This window comes from Paraburkholderia sp. Cy-641 (genome assembly GCF_011752945.1).
Lineage (GTDB): Bacteria > Pseudomonadota > Gammaproteobacteria > Burkholderiales > Burkholderiaceae > Paraburkholderia.
Genome location: NZ_VWWM01000001.1, coordinates 204,836 through 225,861 on the forward strand (window position 1 = coordinate 204,836; position 21,026 = coordinate 225,861).

16 protein-coding genes are annotated in these 21,026 nt (G+C 59.4%); 6 read left to right on the top strand and 10 right to left on the bottom strand.

The features are described 5' to 3' along the window. Positions 1 to 93: 93 nt before the first annotated feature. The 7 genes from nhaC to F3J20_RS00965 all read right to left on the bottom strand — a co-directional run bounded on the left by nhaC (position 94) and on the right by F3J20_RS00965 (position 7,706). Complete coding sequence (nhaC, locus tag F3J20_RS00940) at positions 94 to 1,596, bottom strand: Na+/H+ antiporter NhaC (protein WP_167281432.1); 1,503 nt, start codon at positions 1,594 to 1,596, stop codon at positions 94 to 96. Between the two features lie 148 nt (positions 1,597 to 1,744). Beyond that, complete coding sequence (gene arcA / locus F3J20_RS00945) at positions 1,745 to 2,992, bottom strand: arginine deiminase (RefSeq protein WP_167281433.1); 1,248 nt, start codon at positions 2,990 to 2,992, stop codon at positions 1,745 to 1,747. 50 nt (positions 2,993 to 3,042) lie between these two features. Next, entirely contained in the window at positions 3,043 to 4,464 is a 1,422-nt protein-coding gene (locus F3J20_RS00950) for a basic amino acid/polyamine antiporter (RefSeq protein ID WP_167037626.1), read from the bottom strand. Between the two features lie 681 nt (positions 4,465 to 5,145). Further along, entirely contained in the window at positions 5,146 to 6,471 is a 1,326-nt protein-coding gene (locus F3J20_RS00955) for a HAMP domain-containing sensor histidine kinase (protein ID WP_167281435.1), read from the bottom strand. Beyond that, a complete protein-coding gene (locus F3J20_RS00960) occupies positions 6,468 to 7,208 on the bottom strand; it encodes a response regulator (RefSeq protein ID WP_167037634.1) in 741 nt (246 codons plus the stop codon). Before F3J20_RS00960 ends, F3J20_RS00955 begins: the two co-directional genes overlap by 4 nt. Positions 7,209 to 7,215: 7 nt before the next feature. Then, entirely contained in the window at positions 7,216 to 7,338 is a 123-nt protein-coding gene (locus tag F3J20_RS32355) for a hypothetical protein (RefSeq protein WP_345889821.1), read from the bottom strand. Next, the gene (locus tag F3J20_RS00965; protein WP_167037636.1) at positions 7,335 to 7,706 is read right to left on the bottom strand and encodes a GFA family protein; all 372 of its coding nucleotides are present in this window, start codon (positions 7,704 to 7,706) and stop codon (positions 7,335 to 7,337) included. The genes F3J20_RS32355 and F3J20_RS00965 overlap by 4 nt, the downstream gene beginning before the upstream one ends. Before the next feature lie 465 nt (positions 7,707 to 8,171). On the opposite strand from F3J20_RS00965, the gene F3J20_RS00970 reads away from it, so the two are divergent. Together F3J20_RS00970 and F3J20_RS00975 are read left to right on the top strand one after the other, a co-directional pair. Further along, positions 8,172 to 9,215: a patatin-like phospholipase family protein gene (locus F3J20_RS00970; protein ID WP_205192517.1), complete on the top strand. Its 1,044-nt coding sequence runs from the start codon at positions 8,172 to 8,174 to the stop codon at positions 9,213 to 9,215. A gap of 2 nt (positions 9,216 to 9,217) precedes the next feature. Beyond that, positions 9,218 to 10,717: a GntP family permease gene (locus F3J20_RS00975; protein ID WP_167037639.1), complete on the top strand. Its 1,500-nt coding sequence runs from the start codon at positions 9,218 to 9,220 to the stop codon at positions 10,715 to 10,717. Positions 10,718 to 10,796: 79 nt separating this feature from the next. Here the strand turns inward: F3J20_RS00975 and F3J20_RS00980 are convergent, their stop codons facing one another. Then, positions 10,797 to 12,203, bottom strand: a complete 1,407-nt coding sequence (locus tag F3J20_RS00980) for a replication initiation protein (protein ID WP_167038007.1) — start codon at positions 12,201 to 12,203, stop codon at positions 10,797 to 10,799. A gap of 1,040 nt (positions 12,204 to 13,243) precedes the next feature. Here F3J20_RS00980 and F3J20_RS00985 point away from each other — a divergent pair. The 3 genes from F3J20_RS00985 (at position 13,244) to F3J20_RS00995 (ending at position 18,155) form a co-directional block, all read left to right on the top strand. After that, positions 13,244 to 14,455, top strand: a complete 1,212-nt coding sequence (locus F3J20_RS00985; protein ID WP_167037642.1) for an AAA family ATPase — start codon at positions 13,244 to 13,246, stop codon at positions 14,453 to 14,455. Continuing rightward, complete coding sequence (locus F3J20_RS00990; RefSeq protein WP_167037646.1) at positions 14,452 to 15,426, top strand: ParB/RepB/Spo0J family partition protein; 975 nt, start codon at positions 14,452 to 14,454, stop codon at positions 15,424 to 15,426. The genes F3J20_RS00985 and F3J20_RS00990 overlap by 4 nt, the downstream gene beginning before the upstream one ends. Positions 15,427 to 17,801: 2,375 nt before the next feature. After that, positions 17,802 to 18,155, top strand: a complete 354-nt coding sequence (locus F3J20_RS00995; RefSeq protein ID WP_167281436.1) for a hypothetical protein — start codon at positions 17,802 to 17,804, stop codon at positions 18,153 to 18,155. Between the two features lie 173 nt (positions 18,156 to 18,328). On the opposite strand, the gene F3J20_RS01000 is transcribed toward F3J20_RS00995, so the two are convergent. After that, the gene (locus tag F3J20_RS01000; RefSeq protein ID WP_167281438.1) at positions 18,329 to 19,243 is read right to left on the bottom strand and encodes a LysR family transcriptional regulator; all 915 of its coding nucleotides are present in this window, start codon (positions 19,241 to 19,243) and stop codon (positions 18,329 to 18,331) included. 95 nt (positions 19,244 to 19,338) lie between these two features. Here F3J20_RS01000 and F3J20_RS01005 point away from each other — a divergent pair, with 95 nt between their 5' ends. Beyond that, positions 19,339 to 20,406 (top strand): SDR family oxidoreductase, encoded by a 1,068-nt coding sequence (locus tag F3J20_RS01005; protein WP_167281440.1) that lies wholly within the window; start codon positions 19,339 to 19,341, stop codon positions 20,404 to 20,406. 290 nt (positions 20,407 to 20,696) lie between these two features. On the opposite strand, the gene F3J20_RS01010 is transcribed toward F3J20_RS01005, so the two are convergent. Next, positions 20,697 to 20,978, bottom strand: coding sequence for a hypothetical protein (locus tag F3J20_RS01010; protein ID WP_345889822.1), 282 nt, complete (start codon positions 20,976 to 20,978; stop codon positions 20,697 to 20,699). Between the last annotated feature and the right edge of the window lie 48 nt (positions 20,979 to 21,026).

The window sequence follows — 21,026 nt, forward strand, 5'->3', positions numbered from 1 at the left end:
ATACATCACAACGAGAACTGAAAAGAACGCTATTCAAACGATTCGTGAGCATGGCGAAATTGCCTCCGTTCGAATCAATCGCCTTACCAGGTTTCATTCGTCTGGATACGATGACGCGGACTCCGTCGAAGCGGATGCGGATGCAGACCCCTCTGTAGCACCGGCCGCAAGACGTGGCATGCGGATACCCGCGTAGGCAATCGCAATCGTCAGCAGCGGACTCACGAAGCAGAACACCGCGAATGGCGCGTAACTGAGTGTGGACACGCCGAGCGTCGCCGCCATATAAGCGCCGCAGCTATTCCACGGAATCAGTGCCCCGGTTGGCGTGCCCGTATCGCCGACCGCACGCGACAGCACAACGGGCTCGAAGCCGCGTCGTGCGAAAGCCGACCTGAACATGCGCGCGGGGAGCACGACCGCGATGTACTGATCGGCGGTCACGATATTGGTGGCGAGAATCGCGCCTACCAGCGAGGCCACCAGCGCGCCCGCGCTCTTCGCTTTCTGGATGACCGGCTCGATCAGACGCTCGAGTACACCGCACTTTTCGACCACACCGCCAAATGCGAGCGCGGTAATGATGAGCCAGATCGTGCTGAGCATGCTCTCCATGCCGCCACGTGTGACGAGAATGTCGAGTGCGGGATTGCCCGTCGACGCCTTGTAGCCGCTCGCGAGCGCAAGCCATACGCCTTTGACGAGTGCGAGCCACACGGGCACGTCGGACCTCGCGGCAGCAAACGCGATCACGCGTTCGGGCGCCACGCAGACCGCGAGCAAGCCGCCCGCCAGCGCGCCGAGAAAGATCGCGGTAAATGGCGGTATTTTGAAAACGGCGAGCACGATGACGAGAATCAGCGGCAGAAACAGCCACAGCGAGATATGGAACGCACCGCGCATCGCCTGAATCTCGACGCTCGCGTCGAAATCGCCGGGCCGGCCGAAAAAATAGAACACGCCGAGCGAGATGACCATCGCCACCGCCGAGGTTAGGAAAACCTCGCGAAGATGCCGGTACAACTCGACACCGGCTGCGGCGGCAGCGAGATTGGCAGAGTCCGAGAGCGGCGAGGATTTGTCGCCCAGATACGCGCCCGAAATGATTGCACCCGCCGTGATCGCGGGGCTCAGTCCCATGCCTTGCGCGATGCCCATCAGTCCGATACCGATCGTGCCGGCGACGGTCCATGAACTGCCGATGCTCATCGAAACGAAACCGCAGATCGCCGCCGCCGTCACATAGAAATAGTTCGGACTTAGCAGTTTCAGCCCGTAATAGACCATGCCCACGAGCGTGCCGCTCAGCGCCCATGTACCGATCAGCGCACCCACCGCGAACAGGATGAAGATCGCACCGATGCCGGTGCTGACACTGGCAACCGCGGCTTCGCCGAGCGAAGCCAGCGTGTGTCCGCGGCGCCAGCCGATAAACACCGAGATCATCGTGGCGACGACGAGCCCCACCTGATTCGGGCCGCTCGCGCCCGCGTCGCCGAACAGGTAATAGGACAGTCCCACCAGTACGACGAGGCTGGCGATCGGAATGATCGCCTCGGTCAGCGTGACCGGCTGAGGTGACTCGGGCCTTTTCATTTGAGCTCGTCCCCGTATTTGGCCGCAACCGGACAGCGGCCGCAACGAAGTTGCGTCCGCCCGGCAAGATCCGGTCGCCGTGAATGCGCTGCCGCTTGCCGCAAACGCGGCAACCGAACGATGCCTTTCCGGTTATCTGCTGGAGCGGTTAATAGTTCACTGCATCGCGAATGATCGGGCACGTCATGCAGTGACCGCCACCACGTCCGCGCCCAAGCTCGGCACCGACGATCGTAATCACCTCGATGCCCTGCTTGCGCAGCAGCGTGTTCGTGTACGTGTTGCGGTCGTAGGCATAGACGACACCGGGCGCCGCGCACACGAGGTTCGCGCCGCTGTCCCACTGCGTGCGCTCGCGCTGATAATCGCTGCCGCCCGCCTCGACAACGCGCAACCTCTTCAAACCCAGCGCTTCGGCCACCACGTCGGTGAACGGCTGGTTCTCCGCGTGCAGTTCGACACCGCTCGGATGGCTGCTCGGCCGATACGAGAACGTGCGCGTCTTCGCCATGAAGTCCGGCGCAACCAGCACGCAGTCGCGATCGGCGAACGTGAATACCGTGTCGAGATGCATGGCCGCGCGAATCTTCGGCATGGCCGCAACGATCACGCGTTCGGCCGCGCCCTTTTTGAACAGCGTGGCGGCCAGCTGGCTGATGGCCTGACGCGAGGTGCGCTCGCTCATGCCGATAAGTACCACGCCCTTGCCGATCGGCATCACGTCGCCGCCTTCGAGCGTCGCGAGACCGTGGTCCTCGGTCGGATCGCCCCACCACACGTTGACCTTGCCCGCGAAGTCCGGGTGGAACCTGTAGATCGACGTCGTGAGGATCGTCTCTTCATGCCGCGCGGGCCAGTACAGCGGATTCAACGTCACGCCGTCATAGATCCAGCAGGTCGTGTCGCGCGTGTAGAGCGTGTTCGGCAACGGCGGCAGCAGATATTCGGTGCCGCCCGCCGCTTCCTTCGCGACTTCGAGTGCCTTGCCGCCGTGCGCTTCCGGAAAGTCGTGCGTCGACAAACCGCCAATCAGCGTTTCGGCGAGCTTGCGATTGTCGAGCCCTTCCAGATAGCTTCTCAATTCGTCGATAAAGCCGAGGCCGACCTGATTCGGCACGACCTGGTTATCGAGAATCCACTTCTTGCCTTCGGGCACCGCCACCGTTTCCGCGAGCAGGTTGTGCATCTCCACGACTTCGACACCACGGTCGCGCATCTTCGTCACGAAGTCGAAGTGATCGCGTTTCGCGTTCTCGACCCACAGCACGTCGTCGAACAGCAATTCATCGCAATTGCTCGGCGTGAGCCTCGAATGCGCGAGCCCTGGCGCGCACACCATCACCTTGCGCAATTGCCCGACCTCGGAATGAACACCCAACTCACCTGTATTCGCCATGATGCTCTCCTGAATTCCAGTGTTGATCCGCCATGTTCGATCGAATGCCGTCAGATCGTGATCGTTCCGCTCGCAAGACCATAGATGCCGACGAGCGCGCCAAGGACTACGACGATAAAGATGATCCAGTCGGAAGTAATGAAGACGGCCTTGCTCTGCTCGCGCCTCGCCCAGATATAGAGCGCCGTTCCCGGCGCATACAGCACGGCGGACAGCAGAATGAATTTCAGCCCGCCCGCGTAAATCATGAAGACCGTATAGATCACGGCGATGGCCGCCATCACGAGGTCGCGCTTGCGCTCTTCGGGGCGCACGTCGTAGCCTTCGCCGCGATTCGAAATCATGAACCCGTACGCGGCCACGAACAGATAGGGAATCAGCGACATCGCACTGGTGAGGTTGAGCATCAGCGCGAACGCATCCCGCGAGAAGTACGTGCTGATGACAAGAAGCTGCACCACGATGTTGGTCAGCCACAGCGCGTTGGCCGGCACCTTGTTGGCATTCTCTTTCGCGAAAACGGCGGGCATGTCCTTGGTCTGTGCCGCCGTGAACAGCACTTCGGCACAGATCAGCGACCAGGCAAGATAGGCGCCCAACACCGAAACCAGCAGGCCTACGCTCACGAAAATCGCACCCCAGTGCCCGACCACCGCTTCGAGCACCGCCGCCATCGAAGGCTGCCGCATGCCCGCGATGTCCGCGCGTTGCAGCACCGCGTACGGCAGCATCGTCACGAGCACCATCAGCGAAGTCACGACGATAAAGCCGAGGATCGTGGCCTGCCCGACGTCTGAGCGCTTCTTCGCATAACGGGAATAAACGCTCGCCCCTTCGATCCCGATGAACACGAACACGGTAACGAGCATCGTCGCTCGCACCTGCTCGAAGATATTGCCGTCGAGCCCGCCGCCGTACAGGTTCGCCTGAAACAGATCCATCCTGAAGCCGAAGATCAGGATGACGATGAAAACGAGGATCGGAATGACCTTGGCGACCGTCACGATACTGTTGATAAAGGCGGCCTGCTGGACCCCTTTCAGGATCATGAAATGGAATAGCCAGATGCCGAGCGATGCGACGACGATCGCCACCGCGGTATTGCCCTCGCCGAATACGGGAAAGAATGCGCCGAGCGTCGACTTGATCAACACCCAGTAGGAGACGTTGCCGATACAGCTACCGATCCAGTAGCCGAATGCCGAGAGAAAGCCGGGGTAGTCGCCAAAGCCGGCTTTCGCATAGGCAAACACGCCGGCGTCCAGTTCGGGCTTTCGTTCCGCGAGCGCCTGGAACACGCGCGCCAGCATATACATGCCGGTGCCGGCAATCAGCCAGGCAATGACGGCGCCGAGCGGCCCCGTGGCATTGGCGAAAGTCCGTGGCAGGGAAAAAATCCCGGCGCCGACCATGCCGCCCACGACCATGGCGGTGAGCTGCATTCTCGACATTTTTTGGGGAGTGGACGCCATTCGGATTCCTTTTTAGTTACCTTTTTAACGAGGTTGGTAATCAGATTCGAACGAAACGTTTCTCTCAGCCAATCGCGGCCGGATCGGCAACCTTACTCAGCAACCGCCACACGTGAAAAAGAATGGTCCGTCCGCTGGCTTTTGTCAATTGAGTGGCAGAGCGAATAAGGCTTATGCTGTGCAATGTGAATAAATTATTGAGGCAATGCTTGATGCCGATGAGTGAATTGATAGCATTTTCGTGAATGCCTGTGCCATTGCCATCGATAAATCGTAATCGCGCTGCGGCTCAAGCGCGGGATCATCGGCCTGATCGAAAAATCGAGTCAAATCAACTGCATAGATTGTTCCGAAGTATGGGATTCGCGGCATGAGAATGGACGCCGGCCATGCATGCGTTGCGTCGCGCAACACTTCGCATTCAATGGCGGCCGGTGAATAAAAGCCTAAAAATGTGAACTCGATTCACATCGATTTTTTACAGATATGCTCCGCGTACCAGGGAAAACACGAGCCACCCCGGAAATCAAATATCGATTGCAGTGCAATAAATACTGCCATCGCCCATTTGAAAATCGATGTCATTTTTTTGCTTCTATTTCACAACCATGCTGTCTGGGCGACGATGTAATAATGCATATCGGGTACGCAGTGGATTCTCCGGCTATTGCACTGCCCGATTTACGTCCCGGATAATTTTCTCAACGTCAGTCTCGCTTCGAGCCCTCCGCCGACGCGGTTATGCAATGTGAGCGTCGCATCCATGGCGAGCGCAAGTTGCCGGGCAATGGCAAGACCGAGCCCCGTGCCGCCCGTTTGACGATTGCGCGACCCCTCAAGCCGGTAGAACGGCTCGAACACGGTCTCCAGCGATTCAGGCGGAATGCCCGGGCCGCGATCGAGCACCGAGACGGTTGCCTCGCCGTTGTGCAAAGCGCCGATGTCGATCTGCGCCGCGCCGCTGAACTTCAGCGCGTTATCGACCAGATTGCCGACGATGCGGCGCAATGCCTGCGGACGCAATGTCAGCGATTGGCCGAAGCTGCCCTGCAAGGACACGTCCTGACCGGCATCGACGTAATCGCAAACGAGGCTGTCGAACAGCGCATCGGGATCGATACGACGCGGCACTTCGCTCGTGCCGTGCATCGTGCGCGCATAGGTGACGCCCTCCTTCACCAGCGCTTCCATCTCCTGCAGATCCTGGCGCAGCTTGCCCGCTTCCGCTTCGTTCTCCATCACGTCGAGGCGCAGACGCATGCGCGTGATCGGCGTTTGCAGATCGTGTGAGATCGCCGCGAGAATCTGCATGCGCTCGGTCATATAGGTTGCGATTCGATCCTGCATCGCATTGAACGCGCGCGCGGCGCGTGCCACTTCCGAAGGCCCTTCTTCGGGTAGACGCTCGGCCTTCAGATCGGGGCCGAGCGTATCGGCCGCCACGGCAAGCTGATGCAGCGGACGCGTCGCGAGCCGCACCGCGAGCCAGCAGCACGCGGCAAGCACGATCAGCTGCAATATCAGTACGAGCGGCAACCAGCGCGACAGCGGCGCACCGGACATCGGCCGCAGATCGATGGTGAGCGGCATACCGTCGCTCAGCCGCAGATGAACCTGTAAACGCTCGCGGTCACCCGGCACCGCATTCACGCTCAGCGGATAACGCTTGCCGATGCCGTCGCCGATCGACTGCGCGACGCGCGCCGACAGGCTCGCATCGACCGGCACGCCGGGCACGCCCGGCCCCAGCATGAACTCGTAGCTGCGCCGCGCGAGACGCGGCAGCCACTGCGCGCGCGCGCCGGGCGGCAGATGATCGAGCAGCGCGACCGAGCTCGCGACCTCGCGCTCGATGTAGCCCATCATCACATTGGTCATCGTCTGGTCGCGTTCGGTCATCGTGAGCCAGAACGACATCGTCTGTGCGAGCGCGAGACCGACGAACAGGATCAGCGCCAGCCGCGCGAACAGCGTACGCGGACCGTGCAGCCACGCTGGCCTGCTCATTGCGGATCTCCGATCGCGGTTACCGCCGCCGAAAACACGTAGCCTTCGCTGCGCAGCGTCTTGATGTAACGCGGCTCGCGTGCGCCATCGCGCAGCCGTTGACGCAGACGGCTCACCATCAGATCGATCGAGCGGTCGAATGCATCGGCCTGGCGCCCCTGAGTGAGGTTCAGCAACTGGTCGCGCGTAAGCACGCGCTGCGGATGATCGAGAAACACGCGCAGCAGACGGTACTCGGCGCCGCTCAACGCGACCATCGTGCCTTCCGCGTCGAGCAGATGGCGCGCGGTCGTATCGAGCCGCCAGTCGCCAAAGCACAGCATCGGCGCCGATTCGGTCACTTCCATGCCGGGCGGCAGCATGCGCGTGCGGCGCAGTACCGAGCGAATCCGCGCGAGCAGTTCGCGCGCGGCGAACGGCTTGGACAGATAATCGTCAGCGCCCATTTCAAGGCCGACGATGCGGTCGGCTTCCTCGTTGCGCGCGGTCAGCATCAGCACGGGCACCGCGCTGAACTTGCCGGCGCGCAGCTCGCGGCACAGCACGAGGCCGTCTTCACCGGGCATCATCAGATCGAGCACGATCAGATCGGGCGCGCCGTTATCGAGCGCGGCGCGCATCTGCCGGCCGTTGGCCGCGAGCGAGACGCGCATGCCGTTTTTCTCGAGGTAGCCGGCGAGCAGTTCGCGGATGCCGCGGTCGTCGTCGACGATCAGTACGTGGTCGGGATTTTCCATCGCGAGATTATCTCTTGCGGCGCTTGAGCTGCACACCGTTCGCCTGAATGAACGAGCACCTGAACGGATGTGCGAGTTCGGCCGCAAGGCCGCCGGCGACGAACACCGCGATGGCAACGAAGCGTTTCACGCGCCCTCCAGCACGGAAAGGCTCGCGCCATCCGCAACGCTGGCTTCGAGCGCATAGGGATCGACACCGTCGAGGCAGCCGATATTGACGCGCCACAGTTTCGGGTCTTTACGCGTCTGATGAAACGGATAGATACCGCAATGCTTGCAGAAATAGTGCCTCGCGACCTTCGTGTTGAACTGGTAAAGCGTGAGCGACTCTTCGCCGCTCAGAATCTTCAGTTCGCCGGCGGGAAAGAGTGGCGTCATCAGCGCGCCCTTGCGGCGGCACAGGCTGCAATTGCAGCGGCCAGCCGGAACGATCGGGGTACGGACTTCGAATTTGACGGCCCCGCAATGGCAGGATCCTTGCAACAGCTCGGTGCTCATGGTGTTCTCCGTGATCGGGCGATGTTGGCGTTATAGCCTGACCCGTCGGTCGAATTATGTCGTAATGTATCTGCGCACTCAGCCGATACATAACATTGCAATAAACCTTGCCGATTGCGGCGGACTCCGCGTTTGACCTCGCCTCGCAGCGGTACCCGGCGAGCACGAATGAATGACGGATCGCGCTGGCGGATTCGATCGATCTCGCAAGACACGATCGTTACGCACGGGCATGTGAACAATTATCACAATAGCGCTATTGGGCGTAATGCCAGTGAATCAAAACGAATACGCTTGACTTTTAAGCATCGCCCACTTTCAATACGGATGTTGCAGTGCGGCGGCTCGCATTTAAAACACGCTGCATGCCGTTGAAAAGTTCACAAGTTTAGCCAGCAATTCCTTCGCCCGCCGGACATTCGGCGCCAGCTCGTGAAATGGAGCACTCCTCAACAAGGAGTCGTCTTGGCTGCAACGAAAGCTCGATCAACTCATCGCGCACCCGCTCGCATCGACCTCGCATTGCAAGGCGGCGGCTCGCACGGTGCTTTTACATGGGGCGTCCTCGACCGTCTGCTCGAAGAACCCTGGCTACAGATCGAAGGTATCTCGGGCACGTCGGCCGGCGCAATGAATGCCGCCGTGCTCGTGAGCGGTTATCAACTCGATGGCGCGGCTGGCGCACGCGCCACGCTCGAAGCGTTCTGGCGACGCGTGTCCGAGGCGGCAGTCTTCAGTCCATTTCGCCGCAGCCCGTTCGACGTGCTGATGGGCCGCTGGACGCTCGATTATTCGCCGCTTTTCATTGCGATGGATCTCGCGGCCCGCATGTTCTCGCCATACGACATGAATCCGCGCGGCGTCCATCCGCTGCAGAAGATTCTCGAAGAATCGATTGACTTCGCCCATCTGCGCGACGCACCGATCAAGCTCTTCATCACCGCGACGCGTGTGCGCACCGGTCAGGCACGCGTGTTCCGCAACGCCGACCTGTCGCCGGACGTGCTGCTCGCCTCAGGCTGTCTGCCGACGCTGTTCCAGGCGGTGCGGATCGATGGCGAGGACTACTGGGACGGCGGCTACGCGGGCAATCCGACGATCACGCCGCTGGTGCGCGAATGCACGTCGAGCGACACGCTGCTGATTCAGGTGAATCCCATCGAGCGCGATGAAACGCCGCGCACCGCGCGCGAGATCATCAGCCGCCTGAACGAAGTCGCGTTCAACGCACCGCTCATGAAGGAGCTGCGCATGATCGCGCTGCTGCGCCGCGCGGCGGACGCCGGCAGCGACGAAGGCCGCCACTGGGCGAAGATGCGCATTCACCGCATCTCGAGCGACGTGATGACGGAACTCGGCTACTCGTCGAAGCTGAACGCCGAGTGGAGTTTCCTGACGATGCTGCGCGACGAAGGACGGCTTGCCGCGCAAGCGTTCCTCGACGAGCACGGCGACTCGATCGGCGTGCGCTCTTCACTTGATCTCGACGCGTTGCTCGACGGAGTCTGACCATGGACGTCACTACCCTGTCACCGCTCGCGGTGGGTCTCGGACTGTTCGGCATGCTCGCCAGTCTCGCGCTGCTGATCGGCTTTGCGTATCGCGGCTGGACCGTGTTGCTGCTCGCGCCGTTCGCCGCGATGCTGGCCGCCGCCATTTCGGGCGAGCCGATTCTCGCGCATTGGACACAAACCTTCATGATCAGCGCCGCGCGGTTTCTCGCGCAGTTTTTCCCGCTGTTCCTGCTCGGCGCGCTGTTCGGCAAGCTCATGGAAGACAGCGGCTCGGTGAAGGCGATTGCGAGCTACATGACGGACAAACTCGGCGCGCATCGGGCGATTCTCGCCGTCGTGATGGGCGGCGCGCTCGTCACGTATGGGGGCGTGAGTCTCTTCGTCGCCTTCTTCGTGATCGCACCGATGGCGACCGCCCTCTTCCAGGCCGCCAATATTCCGCGCCGTCTGATGCCAGCCGCGATCGCGCTCGGCACGTCGACCTTCACGATGTCCGCGCTGCCCGGCACGCCTGCGATCCAGAACGCGATCCCGATGCCGTTCTTCGGCACGACGCCGTTTTCGGCGCCGGGGCTCGGCATTATCGCGAGTATCGTGATGGCAGGCTTCGGGCTCTGGTGGCTGTCTTTGCAACAGTCGCGCGCGAGAGCGGCCAACGAAGGCTTCGATGGTTCGAACGCGGCGGCTGCGCCCACCGCGAAGCCCGCGGCCGATTCGAGCCTCGTGCGCGAGCGCGCGACCGTATCGCAAAGCTTCGATCCCGGCGAAATCGGCCACGGACACGTCAGCGAAGATCAGCCGTCGTTCGGTGTCGCGATCACGCCGCTCGTGCTCGTCGTACTCACGAACTTCGTGATGAACGTGATCGTGTTGCCGCGTCTCGACGCCGACTATCTCGCGGACGCCCGCTGGGGCGAAACCTCACTTGCGGCCGTCGGTGGCGTGTGGGGCGTATGCGTCGCGCTCACCGTTGCGATCGTCGCGCTCATTCTGCTCAATCGCCGTCGCTTGCCCGCTTTGCGCGAGACCATCGACGCGGGCGCGAATGCGTCAGTGCTGCCGGTCTTGAGCGTCGGCAGTCTGGTCGGCTACGGTGCGGTGATCGCCGCACTGCCCGCGTTCGCGCTCGTGCGCGAATGGGTGCTCGGCATCGGCGGTGGTCCGCTCGTCTCGCTTGCCGTTGCAACGAATCTGCTGGCGGCGCTAACGGGCTCGGCATCGGGCGGCCTGACCATCGCACTCGATGCGCTCGGCAGCACCTATCTGCAACTGGCCGGTCAGTACGGCATCGACCCTGCACTGCTGCATCGGGTCGCGGTGATTTCGTCGGGAACGCTCGATAGTCTGCCGCACAACGGCGCAGTGGTAACGCTGCTTGCCGTGTGCGGCTCGACACATCGCGAAAGCTATCGCGACATCGTCATCGTCGGGATTCTGGGCGCGCTGCTCGCGCTCGTCGTGGTGATCGTGCTCGGAACGCTGGTTGGATCGTTCTAGAGAGAGGGGCGACGCTCGCGCAGGTCGCGAGTTATCGATCGTCAGCGCCGCATCGCTGATGGCTCACGCGGGGCGGATGTCAGGCCGCGGCAGCCCGGGCCGCATTCATCCGGCCAAAAACGAACTGACCGAGATACCAGACCAGTTCGGTATTCGCGAAGATCGCCTCTTCCGTCACCGTCGACGGTTCCAGCTTCATACGACGCAGCATCAACTTGCCCTCGCGCGACATCGTCCACGCGTGCATCAGTTCCTTGCGCGTCTTTGCGTCGGCGGCACTGAAGTGGTCGCGGCCTTGGCGCGAATCTTCGTTCATGCGCGTGCGCACTTCCTCTTCGCGCGTGGCGATGCTGTGCGCCACCGACTTCCTCGCCACGGTTCTGGCTTCCTGCTCCTGCGTCTCATCGGCAAGCAGTCTGGCCTGGACGTCGACCATCGTTCGCTCGGCGTCGGACATCTTCCAGTTGTCGCGCAGCGCGCGCATCAGATAGCCCGCCGGACTCTTCTTGACCTGGCCGCGTTTGATTCTGAAGCGCGTGTATTCGACCGCCTGCTGAATGCGCTCATCGGTCCACACGTCGCGATTCTCGGAAATCTCGGTGAACTGCTTGGTCGATAGCCCGAATTCGTCGGTGAGAATCTTGTACAGATGACTCGCATCGGCAAGGCTCGCGAGCACGGCATCGGCCGTGTCCTTGCGCTTGAGCAGGAAGCGGATGCGATCGATTTTCTTCGAGGTTGTCGACGCCGTCCGCGTCTCGTACGAAAGTTCGACGTCCGATACATCGTTGATCTCACGGACCGCCGGCTCGAGCCAGTCGCGCTTGAAGTACTTGAAGATAGCCGCGTTCGCGCCCATTTTGCCGGGCCAATTGCGCATCTCTTCGAGCTGAATCCAGTCCGTACGCCCCGCGGGCACGTACGGCAAAACTTTGTCGTAGATCGCGCGCGCGAGGCTGCGCGTGAACGCGGTCGAAATACGCAGACTCAGCCAGTGCGATTTCTGCGGATCGCGGATGTGAGGCACGAGCCGCGGATGGACGTCGAAACGCATTCGCCCGCGATGAAAACCGACCATGCCGATAAGTTGAACCTGGACCCAGAGATCGTCCTCGTTCGGATCGCGGTCCGCCGGCGTATTCGTCACGCGGACTTTCGCGTTCTGCGCTTCGTCGGCAATCGTGCGTAAATGCTTGAGATTGCGGCTGTCGTAACGCATCAGCCACTTGAAATAGTTAAGCTCGATGTCGTACTGATCGCGCTCCTCGGGCTCCTGCGCGACGATGAAATACGCAGCGTCGAGAAAGCGCCGCGCGGGTAGCCCCATATTGACGATTTCGGTGAAGAAGTCGTTGCGCTGATAGCCGATCTCCCGATTGGCTTCGTTGATGCGCAACCCCTGGTCGAACATGTCTTCGAACAGCGCGAGTGCCATCTGGCGTGAGGTGGCCTTCGACTTGCCCCCTTCCGGATTGTCCGCCGTCATGTTCTTCATCCACTTTTTTCGCTTCCGGGACTCTAGCACGTGGTGGTGAGCTGTCAACACACAGAACCTCACCATCAGGGCGTGGCCTCGCGGCAAGGAAGTTCGTGCTGCGGATGAGCACACAGAATCTCACCCGAGACACAACCAACCTCACCGACGGAGCGGCTCATTGTGGAGCCAGGCCTTGTATGACAGCACTTCTGGCCGATTCCGATGGCTTTGCACAACCCACCTCACCTTTGCAGTGGCAAGCGTCTGTCATGCACACCGGGCCTCACCTTGATGGGGAAAGAGCCTCACCTTCCTGCACAACAGGCCGCACCTTTACGCACATTCCACCTCACCTTTGGCACAACCCACCTCACCTTTCTGAAGTTAAGTAGTTGAATTAACTGGACATTGAAACTTCCTGTTGGTTTGTTGGTTCGTTCTTGTTTTAAAAACAACCCACCAACTGCAATTTGCAAAGCTGAAAAGAGAAATGACGCAATGCAGCAAGGTGAGGTTGATTGTGCGCGTCTGGAAAGCGCAATCTCGATTTTGGGTGATGGTGAGGTTTGTTGTGCTGCTGGGTGAGATTGAAATACCCTGGTTTGGTTATGGATCGGCTCCTTAGCCGTTGAGTTCAGGGCCATGTAGGTGAGGTTGATTGTGCGTAGGGGCTTTCGAAGCGATTCTGATCCCGTATGGTCGCGTTTCGCCCGGCAATTTCGAGGAAAGGTGAGGTCAGTTGTGCTGTAAAGGGTTCGTCAGTGAGACGCGAAAATGAGAAAATGCACAAATGACCTCACCAGACGCCAATTTTTTAGGCACGCTGAGACTTGCTCCGGGGATTTTTCGGATAAAGGTGAGGTCATTTGTGCCTCGTCGAGGTCGCTCAAATAGTCGTGTTTAGCGAGCAAGAGCGCGATCGCCTCCGAAATTGGGCTCTGAAGTGTGTCGAAGTGCGAAAAATCTGCATAAAAACAGTAATTTAAAAAGCTATTTTCAAGCATTTCCTGTATTCTGAGGTTTCTAGAATTTTATGGGAAAACCTCAGAATGGTCAGAACGAGCCAACTTCCTGCCGTAGACCGAACCGTTCACTTTGAGCAGATCAGCCAGTTTGCGGAAAAGGTCACGATTTTTACCAATGAGCTGCGTGACACGATTCTGGCTCCGCGTCCGCGAAAGACGGCTCCTGTTTTCAAGACGGGTGAGATTGCCGAGATGTGCAATATCTCTCACTCGCAGGTTCAATATCTTGCGACCAAGGGCGACGGTGAATTGCCCTCGGGCACCGCTGCCGGCACCGGTCGCACCCGCACGTTCACCCTCGAAGAAGCGCGCATCTGGGTGCAGAAAATTTCTGATATCTACCAGACTCCGCTCGTCACCCGCGTGAAGGAGCCGGACGGAAAGATCATCATTACCGCTCAGCTCAAAGGTGGGTCCGCGAAGACGACAACGACCATGTGCCTCGCTCAAGGCCTATCGTTGCGCGGCCGCAAGGTACTTGTGGTCGACCTCGATCCGCAGGCGTCACTGTCGGAACTGTGCGGACTGTATGCGGAAAAAGATGTGACACCGGAAGATACGGTGCTGCCGTACGTCTATGACCAGGATATCGAAGGGGGTCTCGAAGGCCGGGTGCAGTCGACTTACTGGGATGGCATCGATGTCATTCCGGCGCACACGGAGCTGATCGGTGCTGAGTTTCATTTGCCGGCAATGCAAAAGGTGAGGCCGGGTTTCCGGTTTTGGACAGTCCTTCGCCAGGGCCTCGAACCGCTACGGAAGAAGTACGACTACATTCTGATGGACACATCGCCGTCGCTGTCATACCTCAATCTGAATGCACTCATGGCGGCGGATGCAATGGTGATGCCGATGGTGCCGGAGAACCTCGACTTCATCAGTTCGCTGTCGTTCTGGAGACTCTTCTCGGACGTGTCGAAGAGCTTCATCAAGTACGAGAAGGACAAGAAATACGACTTCGTCTCGCTGGTGCTTTCGAGGGTCGATTACGGGCGAAACTCGTCGGCGCCCATCGTGCGTGCGTGGGCACAGAGCGCATACGAAAACTGGCTGCACTCGATTGAAGTGCCGGCGAGCTCGGTGATGAGTACGGGCGCGCTGGCGTTCTCGACGGTCTTTGACATCAGCAGCACCCACAGCGCAGCCAAGTCGCTGCAGCGTGTACGGCAGCCGCTGGTTGACTATTGCCGATGGATCGACGAAATCTATTCGGAAAAATGGAGGAACGCGCAATGAGTAATATGCGAGAACAGTTGCTGGCCAAGACGTCCGGCATTCGCAAGACCTCGGCCATCAATGAGGACGAGGTGAAGCGCAGCAATCGCACTCAGACAGCGCCCGGCCTCGCGGGCGCGCTAGCCGTTGCGCAGCTTCGGGTACAGGAGCTGGAGGCAACCGGTGTTGCATCGCAGTTGGCGGTGGCGGGAATTTTGCCCAATCCCTGGCAGCCTCGGCGGGTGTTCAACGAAGCCAAGCTTGCGGAACTCGCCGAGTCCATCCGTGAGGTTGGGCTCATGCAGCCGATCGTTGTGCGTCGTGTCGCCGACGATTATCAGATTGTTGCTGGTGAGCGGCGTTGGCGAGCACACAAGATGCTCGGACTCGATACGATCAAGGCGGTGGTGGCGGACTGCTCCGACTCGGATATGGCCGTTCTGGCGATGGTCGAAAATATCAGCCGGGACGATCTGGCCGATTACGAGATCGGGGTTGCTATCCGCAGATCGGAGACGGAGTTTCCGAACCGGAAGCGACTGGCGGAGGCGATGGGTTTGTCTCGTGCAGGGCTTTACCAATTTCTTGCGTTCGACAATCTTCCGGACTTTATCAAAAAGGATCTGGATATCCAGCCGCGGCTTCTTGGTGGAACTGCGGCACAGGCGATTGCCGCGGCGATCAAAAAACACGGCGAGGATGGCATCAAGGCCGCGCGTGAAATTTGGCCGCTGCTGGTGAGAGGCGAAATGGATCAGGGCAAGATCGCCTCGGCCATTGTGGCGCTGGCCACGAGACAGACGACGTCAGGCGGAGCGAGCGGACGCAGCATCGAAAAGTTTTTCTCGGGACGGGAGCACGCAGGAAGTATCACGAAGGACATCAGCAACTTTACGATCAAGATCAAGACCGGAGTGATTACCGAGGCGCAGGAGATTCAGATACGTCAGCTTATCGGGCAGATGTTTCATGCGCAGCCCAAGACGAATTGACTAATCGTTGGTTTGTAAGAGAGAAGCCCGCCTCGTGCGGGCTTTTTTGTTGGTGGCGGGCGGGTTGTTCTGGCGGGATGGAGAGTGTCTAGAGTCTAGACACTTTGGGTGGCTGGCCGAGTGACGCCTGTGTTGTCAGGGTTGCGCGAGGGGAAAAGGCGATCTGCTGGTCTGTTTGATTGCGACTCTCTTTGTCTCGCTTTGGGGTGGGCAGCCGGTTCTCAACGGGCGTTGGCCGCTCAGGGATCGCTCGGTTGGAACGGCCGTTCAGAAAGATATTTGATCTCGATTTTTTATCACCACTTCGCTTGCTGGGACGGGAGGGAAGTATTCGATCGACACTCAAAGCGAGATTCACCGTTCCCTCGCTTGGCATCTGGGTGATCTCGTGTTTGCCGGCGATGATCCGAGCCTCGGCGCCTTTCTCGATCCGTTGATGCAGTTGGACGAGGCCATTGGCTGTCCCATCGAAGATGAGATGGTGAGCGCGTATTTAGAAGCGGCGTGTGGAACGGTCACTTTGTTGCTTATCTCGTCCGCTCGTGTTCTTTCTCATCCGGCTGCTCGGTATCGGGCGATATCTCCTAAACATAACGTGGCCCGAGGGTGGGCGCGTCGAACAGATAAGTTGGTAGCCGTTCGTCGAATAAACCCCACTTGTTGACGCGAGAGTGAACTCCGTGCGTAAGGAGTTACTTGAAGGTATTGCGTCGGCTCATTGGTGCCGCCGTATGCGCTGACATTTCTACGGGGAGAAGCAGAATGCGGGGTCTGGGTATTCCAGCTCAGATACCCGCTACTGCAGTCTGCCGAAATATTTGCTGCGTGGTCCGATCTCTACTTACGCCCCGTTTCCCTTGAGAGGCTCGTTCTCGACGGCCATCACAACGATCAGGCTCGCACAAAAAGTCGCATGGAGTTTTTCTCGCGTCCTCCGTTTGCCGTGTCATTGACGGCGTGCAGCAAAAACGGTCTGCTGACCTTCTGTCATCGGCCTCGCTCCATTGCCGTGTGCACCTTGAGGACCGATTTCACTACATGGCTTTGGCGCGTATAAACATTGGCCATCTTCCTTATATTGGGTTGTGCTCTGGGAAATGGACCCGTCGCAGAGGGCCTGTCTGGTTCGACTAATAATGAGGAGCAGATTCAGTTGTCTCTAACGATTACGGCGCCGGCGTGAACGATCCGCGGATCACGTGGAGTTTGGCCTACTGGTCTGGAGAGCGACGATCAAGCCAGCATGGAGGCTGGAACGTCCAATCAGTAGAGAACGTCCTGAATCGATATTCACGGAAGAGTTCGCTGGCTTACCGTAGGGTCGGCAAATGCGCTATCGAGGTGCCAAAAATCCTCCCTTGTCAGGGGAAGCCGGCTCAACCCATGAGGGGAAATTTCAAAGCTGCCAAGAACAATGGCGGGCTAGCATCAATGGCAACAGCCTGATAGATAGCCTTTTACAGGTCCGACAGGAACAGGATTTACGTCTTGATCCTGATGCAGCGAAGCCGACTCTTCTTCCTCTACGAAGGCCATATGGGGATCGTAGATGTTCTTAGGCCAAGTCCTGCCTACACGAGACTTGGTGCAAACAGACGCTAGCTTCATGACTGCAACAGCGTAGTCCCGCAGCACTACCCGGCATGCTATCGCGATTTACTTCCCGTTCTGAACTCCGCAGAGCTAGGGTCAATGCCTGTCGGCGATCAGCAGCCGTAAGAGGGTTACGGTAAAGATAACAGCGCAGCGATCCGGCGGTTTTCCTAGCGAATCGCCATCTCATCATTCTCAAGCCGATCGGTATAGGCGTGGGAACATATCGCTTTATCCACGGACACCACGCGACAGCATCCTTACCGAAACCCACGTGTCAGGCGAGCGAACAACAGGGGAGGGAGGTAATATAATTAGGGGCCATATCAATTGACCAGCCACAAGCAGTTAAATTGCGCAAAGCAATACCAATTTCGACAATATATGCACAAGTTTGTGATTCCCGAGCCAATTTAGCGTGTAGCCGCATCGTGAAACAATATAAAACGGCGGGAAAACCAAGCAACTCACTGTTTTATAAGCTGTTTTTAGAAATTATGAATTATGTTTCACGAAAAAAGGGCGTTTGCCAAGCGAAACGAGAGTTGTTCTCGCCGGATGGGATGTATATCGGAAATATCTAAGAAAGTATCGACGAGCCGTAGCATTCAATACGTAATTTGTAGCGAACGTCAACGCTCCATCCAACGAACTCCCACCGTTCCGCACCCATAACCGGGATCACGAAATTCAGTAGTACGCGCGCAAAAACTATCAATTTTATTTGCGGACCGACACCCGAATAATCCGTCTCACGCTCTCACCACAATGACGGTGACAGCATGTCAAAACCCACCCGCATCCAACGCGGAATCCGCCTTTACAGCGATCGGCATGAGTGCTTCCTGCGCAAGCTTGACCTCGAGGGCTACATTGCCGAAGCGGCAAAAATCGGCGCCAGTGGCATTGAAATCGTAAGCGAGCAGATGATTCCCAACGCGTCCGATGCGTTTTATGCCCAATGGCGCGAATGGAAAGCGCAGTACGGCACGACACCGGTTTGTCACGATCTCTTTCTCGACACGAAGCGCTATCCCGACCGTCGCCTCGCCGATGACGAATGCGTCACATCCATCGAGGCCGATTTGCGTCACGCGTCCAGACTCGGCTGCACGCTTCGTGCGCGTACTCGTTAGCGTATCCGCCGCATATTCTCTCGCGCTACACGTGATCGCCGCCGTGCCGCGTGCGCGTCGCGCAGGATGGAGAGCGCGATGCCGAACACGGCAGCGGCGCAGCAGGGCAGTGACGCGTCATATCGCCAACAAACAGAATCACTCTCCGTCCAGCGGACACTCGAAGCCCCCGCTCATCGAATTTGCAAATGAGCTTCGAGCGTTTGCGCCAGCACATCGATTTTCGGTGTGCGCCGCCGCGCAACCGGCCATATCAGGCTGAGCGGTAAGCCGTCGGTGGCGGCGTCCGCGAGGATTTCGACCACGCGTCCAGCCTTCAGATCGTCTCGCACCAGCCAGGTGGCGAGCTGCGCAATGCCGAGTCCCGCCCGTACGAATGCGAGTTGCGCCTCCGCGTCTCCCGCCACGATGCGGGAGCGAACGACGCGCTGGCCAATGTGCCCGTCCGCCTGGACGTACGACCATGCCGATTGCGTGCCGTCCGGCCGTCCATAGACGATGCAGTCGTGCCTTTCCAGATCGTCGATCGTCAGCGGCGCGCGGTTCCGTTCAAGATAGGCCGGTGCCGCACAGAAGATCAGTCTTTCATGGCCCATGGCGTGGTGTGCGAGCGACGACGGCAGATCTTGCGGGCCACCGATGCGCACGGCCAGATCGACGCCTTCGTCGGCCAGGTCGACGAAACGGTCCGCGAACAGCAGATGCGGCCGCACCTCCGGATACTGCGCGGCAAACCGCAGCAATACCGGCACGACACACAGCCGCCCGAACGATGCCGGCAAGGCAATGCGCACGGTGCCGACCGGCTCGCGCTTTTGCGCGGCGAGCGCGGCTTCCGTCTCCGCAAGCTCGCCCAGGATGTTCGTGCATGTGGCGTAGAACGCGTGTCCCGCATCGGTGAGCGACAGGCTGCGCGTTGTCCGCTCGAACAGCACGACACCGAGCCGCTGTTCGAGCCGAGCGATGCTTTTGCTCACAGCCGAGCTCGTCAGGTTCAGTTGCTGGGCGGCGGCGGTGAAACTGCCGGCATCGGCGGCACAAACAAAAGGCACGATGCCTTTCAGACGTTCGTTCGGGAAAGTGGTCAATTGATGAAATTAATTCTCGAAAATGATGAAATATTATCCGAGATAGGAATTCATGTCTGAAGTACCCTCATCCGGTCATCAATCCGGAGAAACAGATGAGCAAGAAAGCATTGATCGTTGGCGCAAGCGGCGTAGTAGGGCGGGCCCTGGCGGAACGCCTGTTGTCGACCGGCTGGACTGTCTATGGACTGTCGCGCGGGCGCAGTGCCGCCGTGCCCGGCTGCGTGCCTGTCGTCGCGGACCTGACCGCAGCCGATTCGGTTGCCGCTGCGACGGCGGGCCTCGACGTCAGCCATGTCTTTTTCACCGCCTGGTCACGTCAGGCGACCGAGAAGGAGAACATTCGCGTCAACGGCGCGATGGTTCGCCATGTCCTCGGTTCTCTCGCGCACTCCACGAAGCTCGAACACGCTGCACTGGTGACGGGCCTCAAACACTATCTGGGTCCGTTCGAAGCCTACGCATCCGGCGCTGTCCCCGATACGCCATTTCGCGAAGTGCAGGGCCGTCAGCCGGTCGAAAATTTCTACTACGAGCAGGAAGACCGGCTTTTCGAAGCAGCAGCCCGCGACGGCTTCACCTGGAGCGTGCATCGCCCGCACACGATCATCGGGTTTGCACCGGGCAATGCCATGAACATGGGGCAGACGCTGGCCGTCTACGCAACACTGTGCCGGCATAGCGGACAACCGTTCGTCTTTCCCGGCTCCGCGGCGCAGTGGAACGGGCTGACGGACATGACCGATGCGCGTCTTCTGGCCCGCCATCTTGAATGGGCCGCTACGAGCACGGCTGCGCGCAATGAGGACTTCAACGTTGTCAATGGCGATGTGTTTCGCTGGAAGACGATGTGGGGACAACTGGCCGATTACTTCGGCATCGAAGCCGCACCGTTCGACGGTACCGTGCGGCCACTCGAAGGCCGGATGCAGGACGCGGCGCGCCAGTGGCGCGACATTGCGAACTGGCACGGACTGAAAGAGCAGAACATCGACCGGCTGGCTTCATGGTGGCACACGGACGCCGATCTCGGACGTCCGATGGAAGTCGTGACGGACATGACAAAGAGCCGCAAGGCAGGGTTCCTGGATTATCAAGGCACGCCAGATGCGTTCTTCGATCTTTTCGGACGCCTGAAGGCGGAGCGTCTCATTCCGGGTTGAGAGCTTGGTTGCCCGCCTCAACCTCGCGCGCGCATTCGGGCAACACATCCTTGAATCACATGTAAGCCGGATCGTTGTCGCGCATCATCAGCTTACTTACCGCGGATCGTCGATTCATTTCGTGCCGACAACGCGGAACGTATTGAAACCGGAATTTTCCAGCTGAAACCAGGGCGGAAAAGTTCTGTTCAGGTCGCCCGTTCCTGATTGATGCGCAAAGTAAAAAGCCGCCACCGTGAAGTCACGATGACGGCTTTCCATCCGGCTGTTGTTTTGAGTGGCGCTTCCTGTTATTGAGGCGTCGACGCCGACATGGCGGCGGTCGCGCGCTGACGCGATTCCTGAACAGACTGATTGCGCTCGGCGCTGGCCTGACGCCGCTGTTCTCTCATTTTCGCGCGGGCCTGCGCATTCGCCGCGCGCTGTTTCTGATTAGCCTGACGCACTTCCGTCCGTTTCTGAACGATCGGGTCGCTATGCGTCGCACTGGCCGCTGCGGCGGCCGGGGCGGCAGCATCGGGCTGAGCCGGTTGCTGCGCAAATACCGATCCTGAAGCGATCGCGCCGAACACGAGCAATGCAGAGGTGATTCCAAGAATAGTACGTGACATCATTTAACT

Bases quoted from the DNA above. Each gene is read 5' to 3' on its own strand.
- F3J20_RS00985 (WP_167037642.1), top strand. From the start codon at position 13,244: ATGGTCAGAACGAGCCAACTTCCTGCCGTAGACCGAACCGTTCACTTT.
- F3J20_RS00980 (WP_167038007.1), bottom strand. From the start codon at position 12,203: ATGACGGCGGACAATCCGGAAGGGGGCAAGTCGAAGGCCACCTCACGC.
- F3J20_RS00965 (WP_167037636.1), bottom strand. From the start codon at position 7,706: ATGAGCACCGAGCTGTTGCAAGGATCCTGCCATTGCGGGGCCGTCAAA.
- F3J20_RS00975 (WP_167037639.1), top strand. From the start codon at position 9,218: ATGGACGTCACTACCCTGTCACCGCTCGCGGTGGGTCTCGGACTGTTC.
- F3J20_RS00990 (WP_167037646.1), top strand. From the start codon at position 14,452: ATGAGTAATATGCGAGAACAGTTGCTGGCCAAGACGTCCGGCATTCGC.
- F3J20_RS00960 (WP_167037634.1), bottom strand. From the start codon at position 7,208: ATGGAAAATCCCGACCACGTACTGATCGTCGACGACGACCGCGGCATC.
- F3J20_RS00955 (WP_167281435.1), bottom strand. From the start codon at position 6,471: ATGAGCAGGCCAGCGTGGCTGCACGGTCCGCGTACGCTGTTCGCGCGG.
- F3J20_RS00995 (WP_167281436.1), top strand. From the start codon at position 17,802: ATGTCAAAACCCACCCGCATCCAACGCGGAATCCGCCTTTACAGCGAT.
- nhaC (WP_167281432.1), bottom strand. From the start codon at position 1,596: ATGAAAAGGCCCGAGTCACCTCAGCCGGTCACGCTGACCGAGGCGATC.
- F3J20_RS01005 (WP_167281440.1), top strand. From the start codon at position 19,339: ATGAGCAAGAAAGCATTGATCGTTGGCGCAAGCGGCGTAGTAGGGCGG.
- F3J20_RS00950 (WP_167037626.1), bottom strand. From the start codon at position 4,464: ATGGCGTCCACTCCCCAAAAAATGTCGAGAATGCAGCTCACCGCCATG.
- arcA (WP_167281433.1), bottom strand. From the start codon at position 2,992: ATGGCGAATACAGGTGAGTTGGGTGTTCATTCCGAGGTCGGGCAATTG.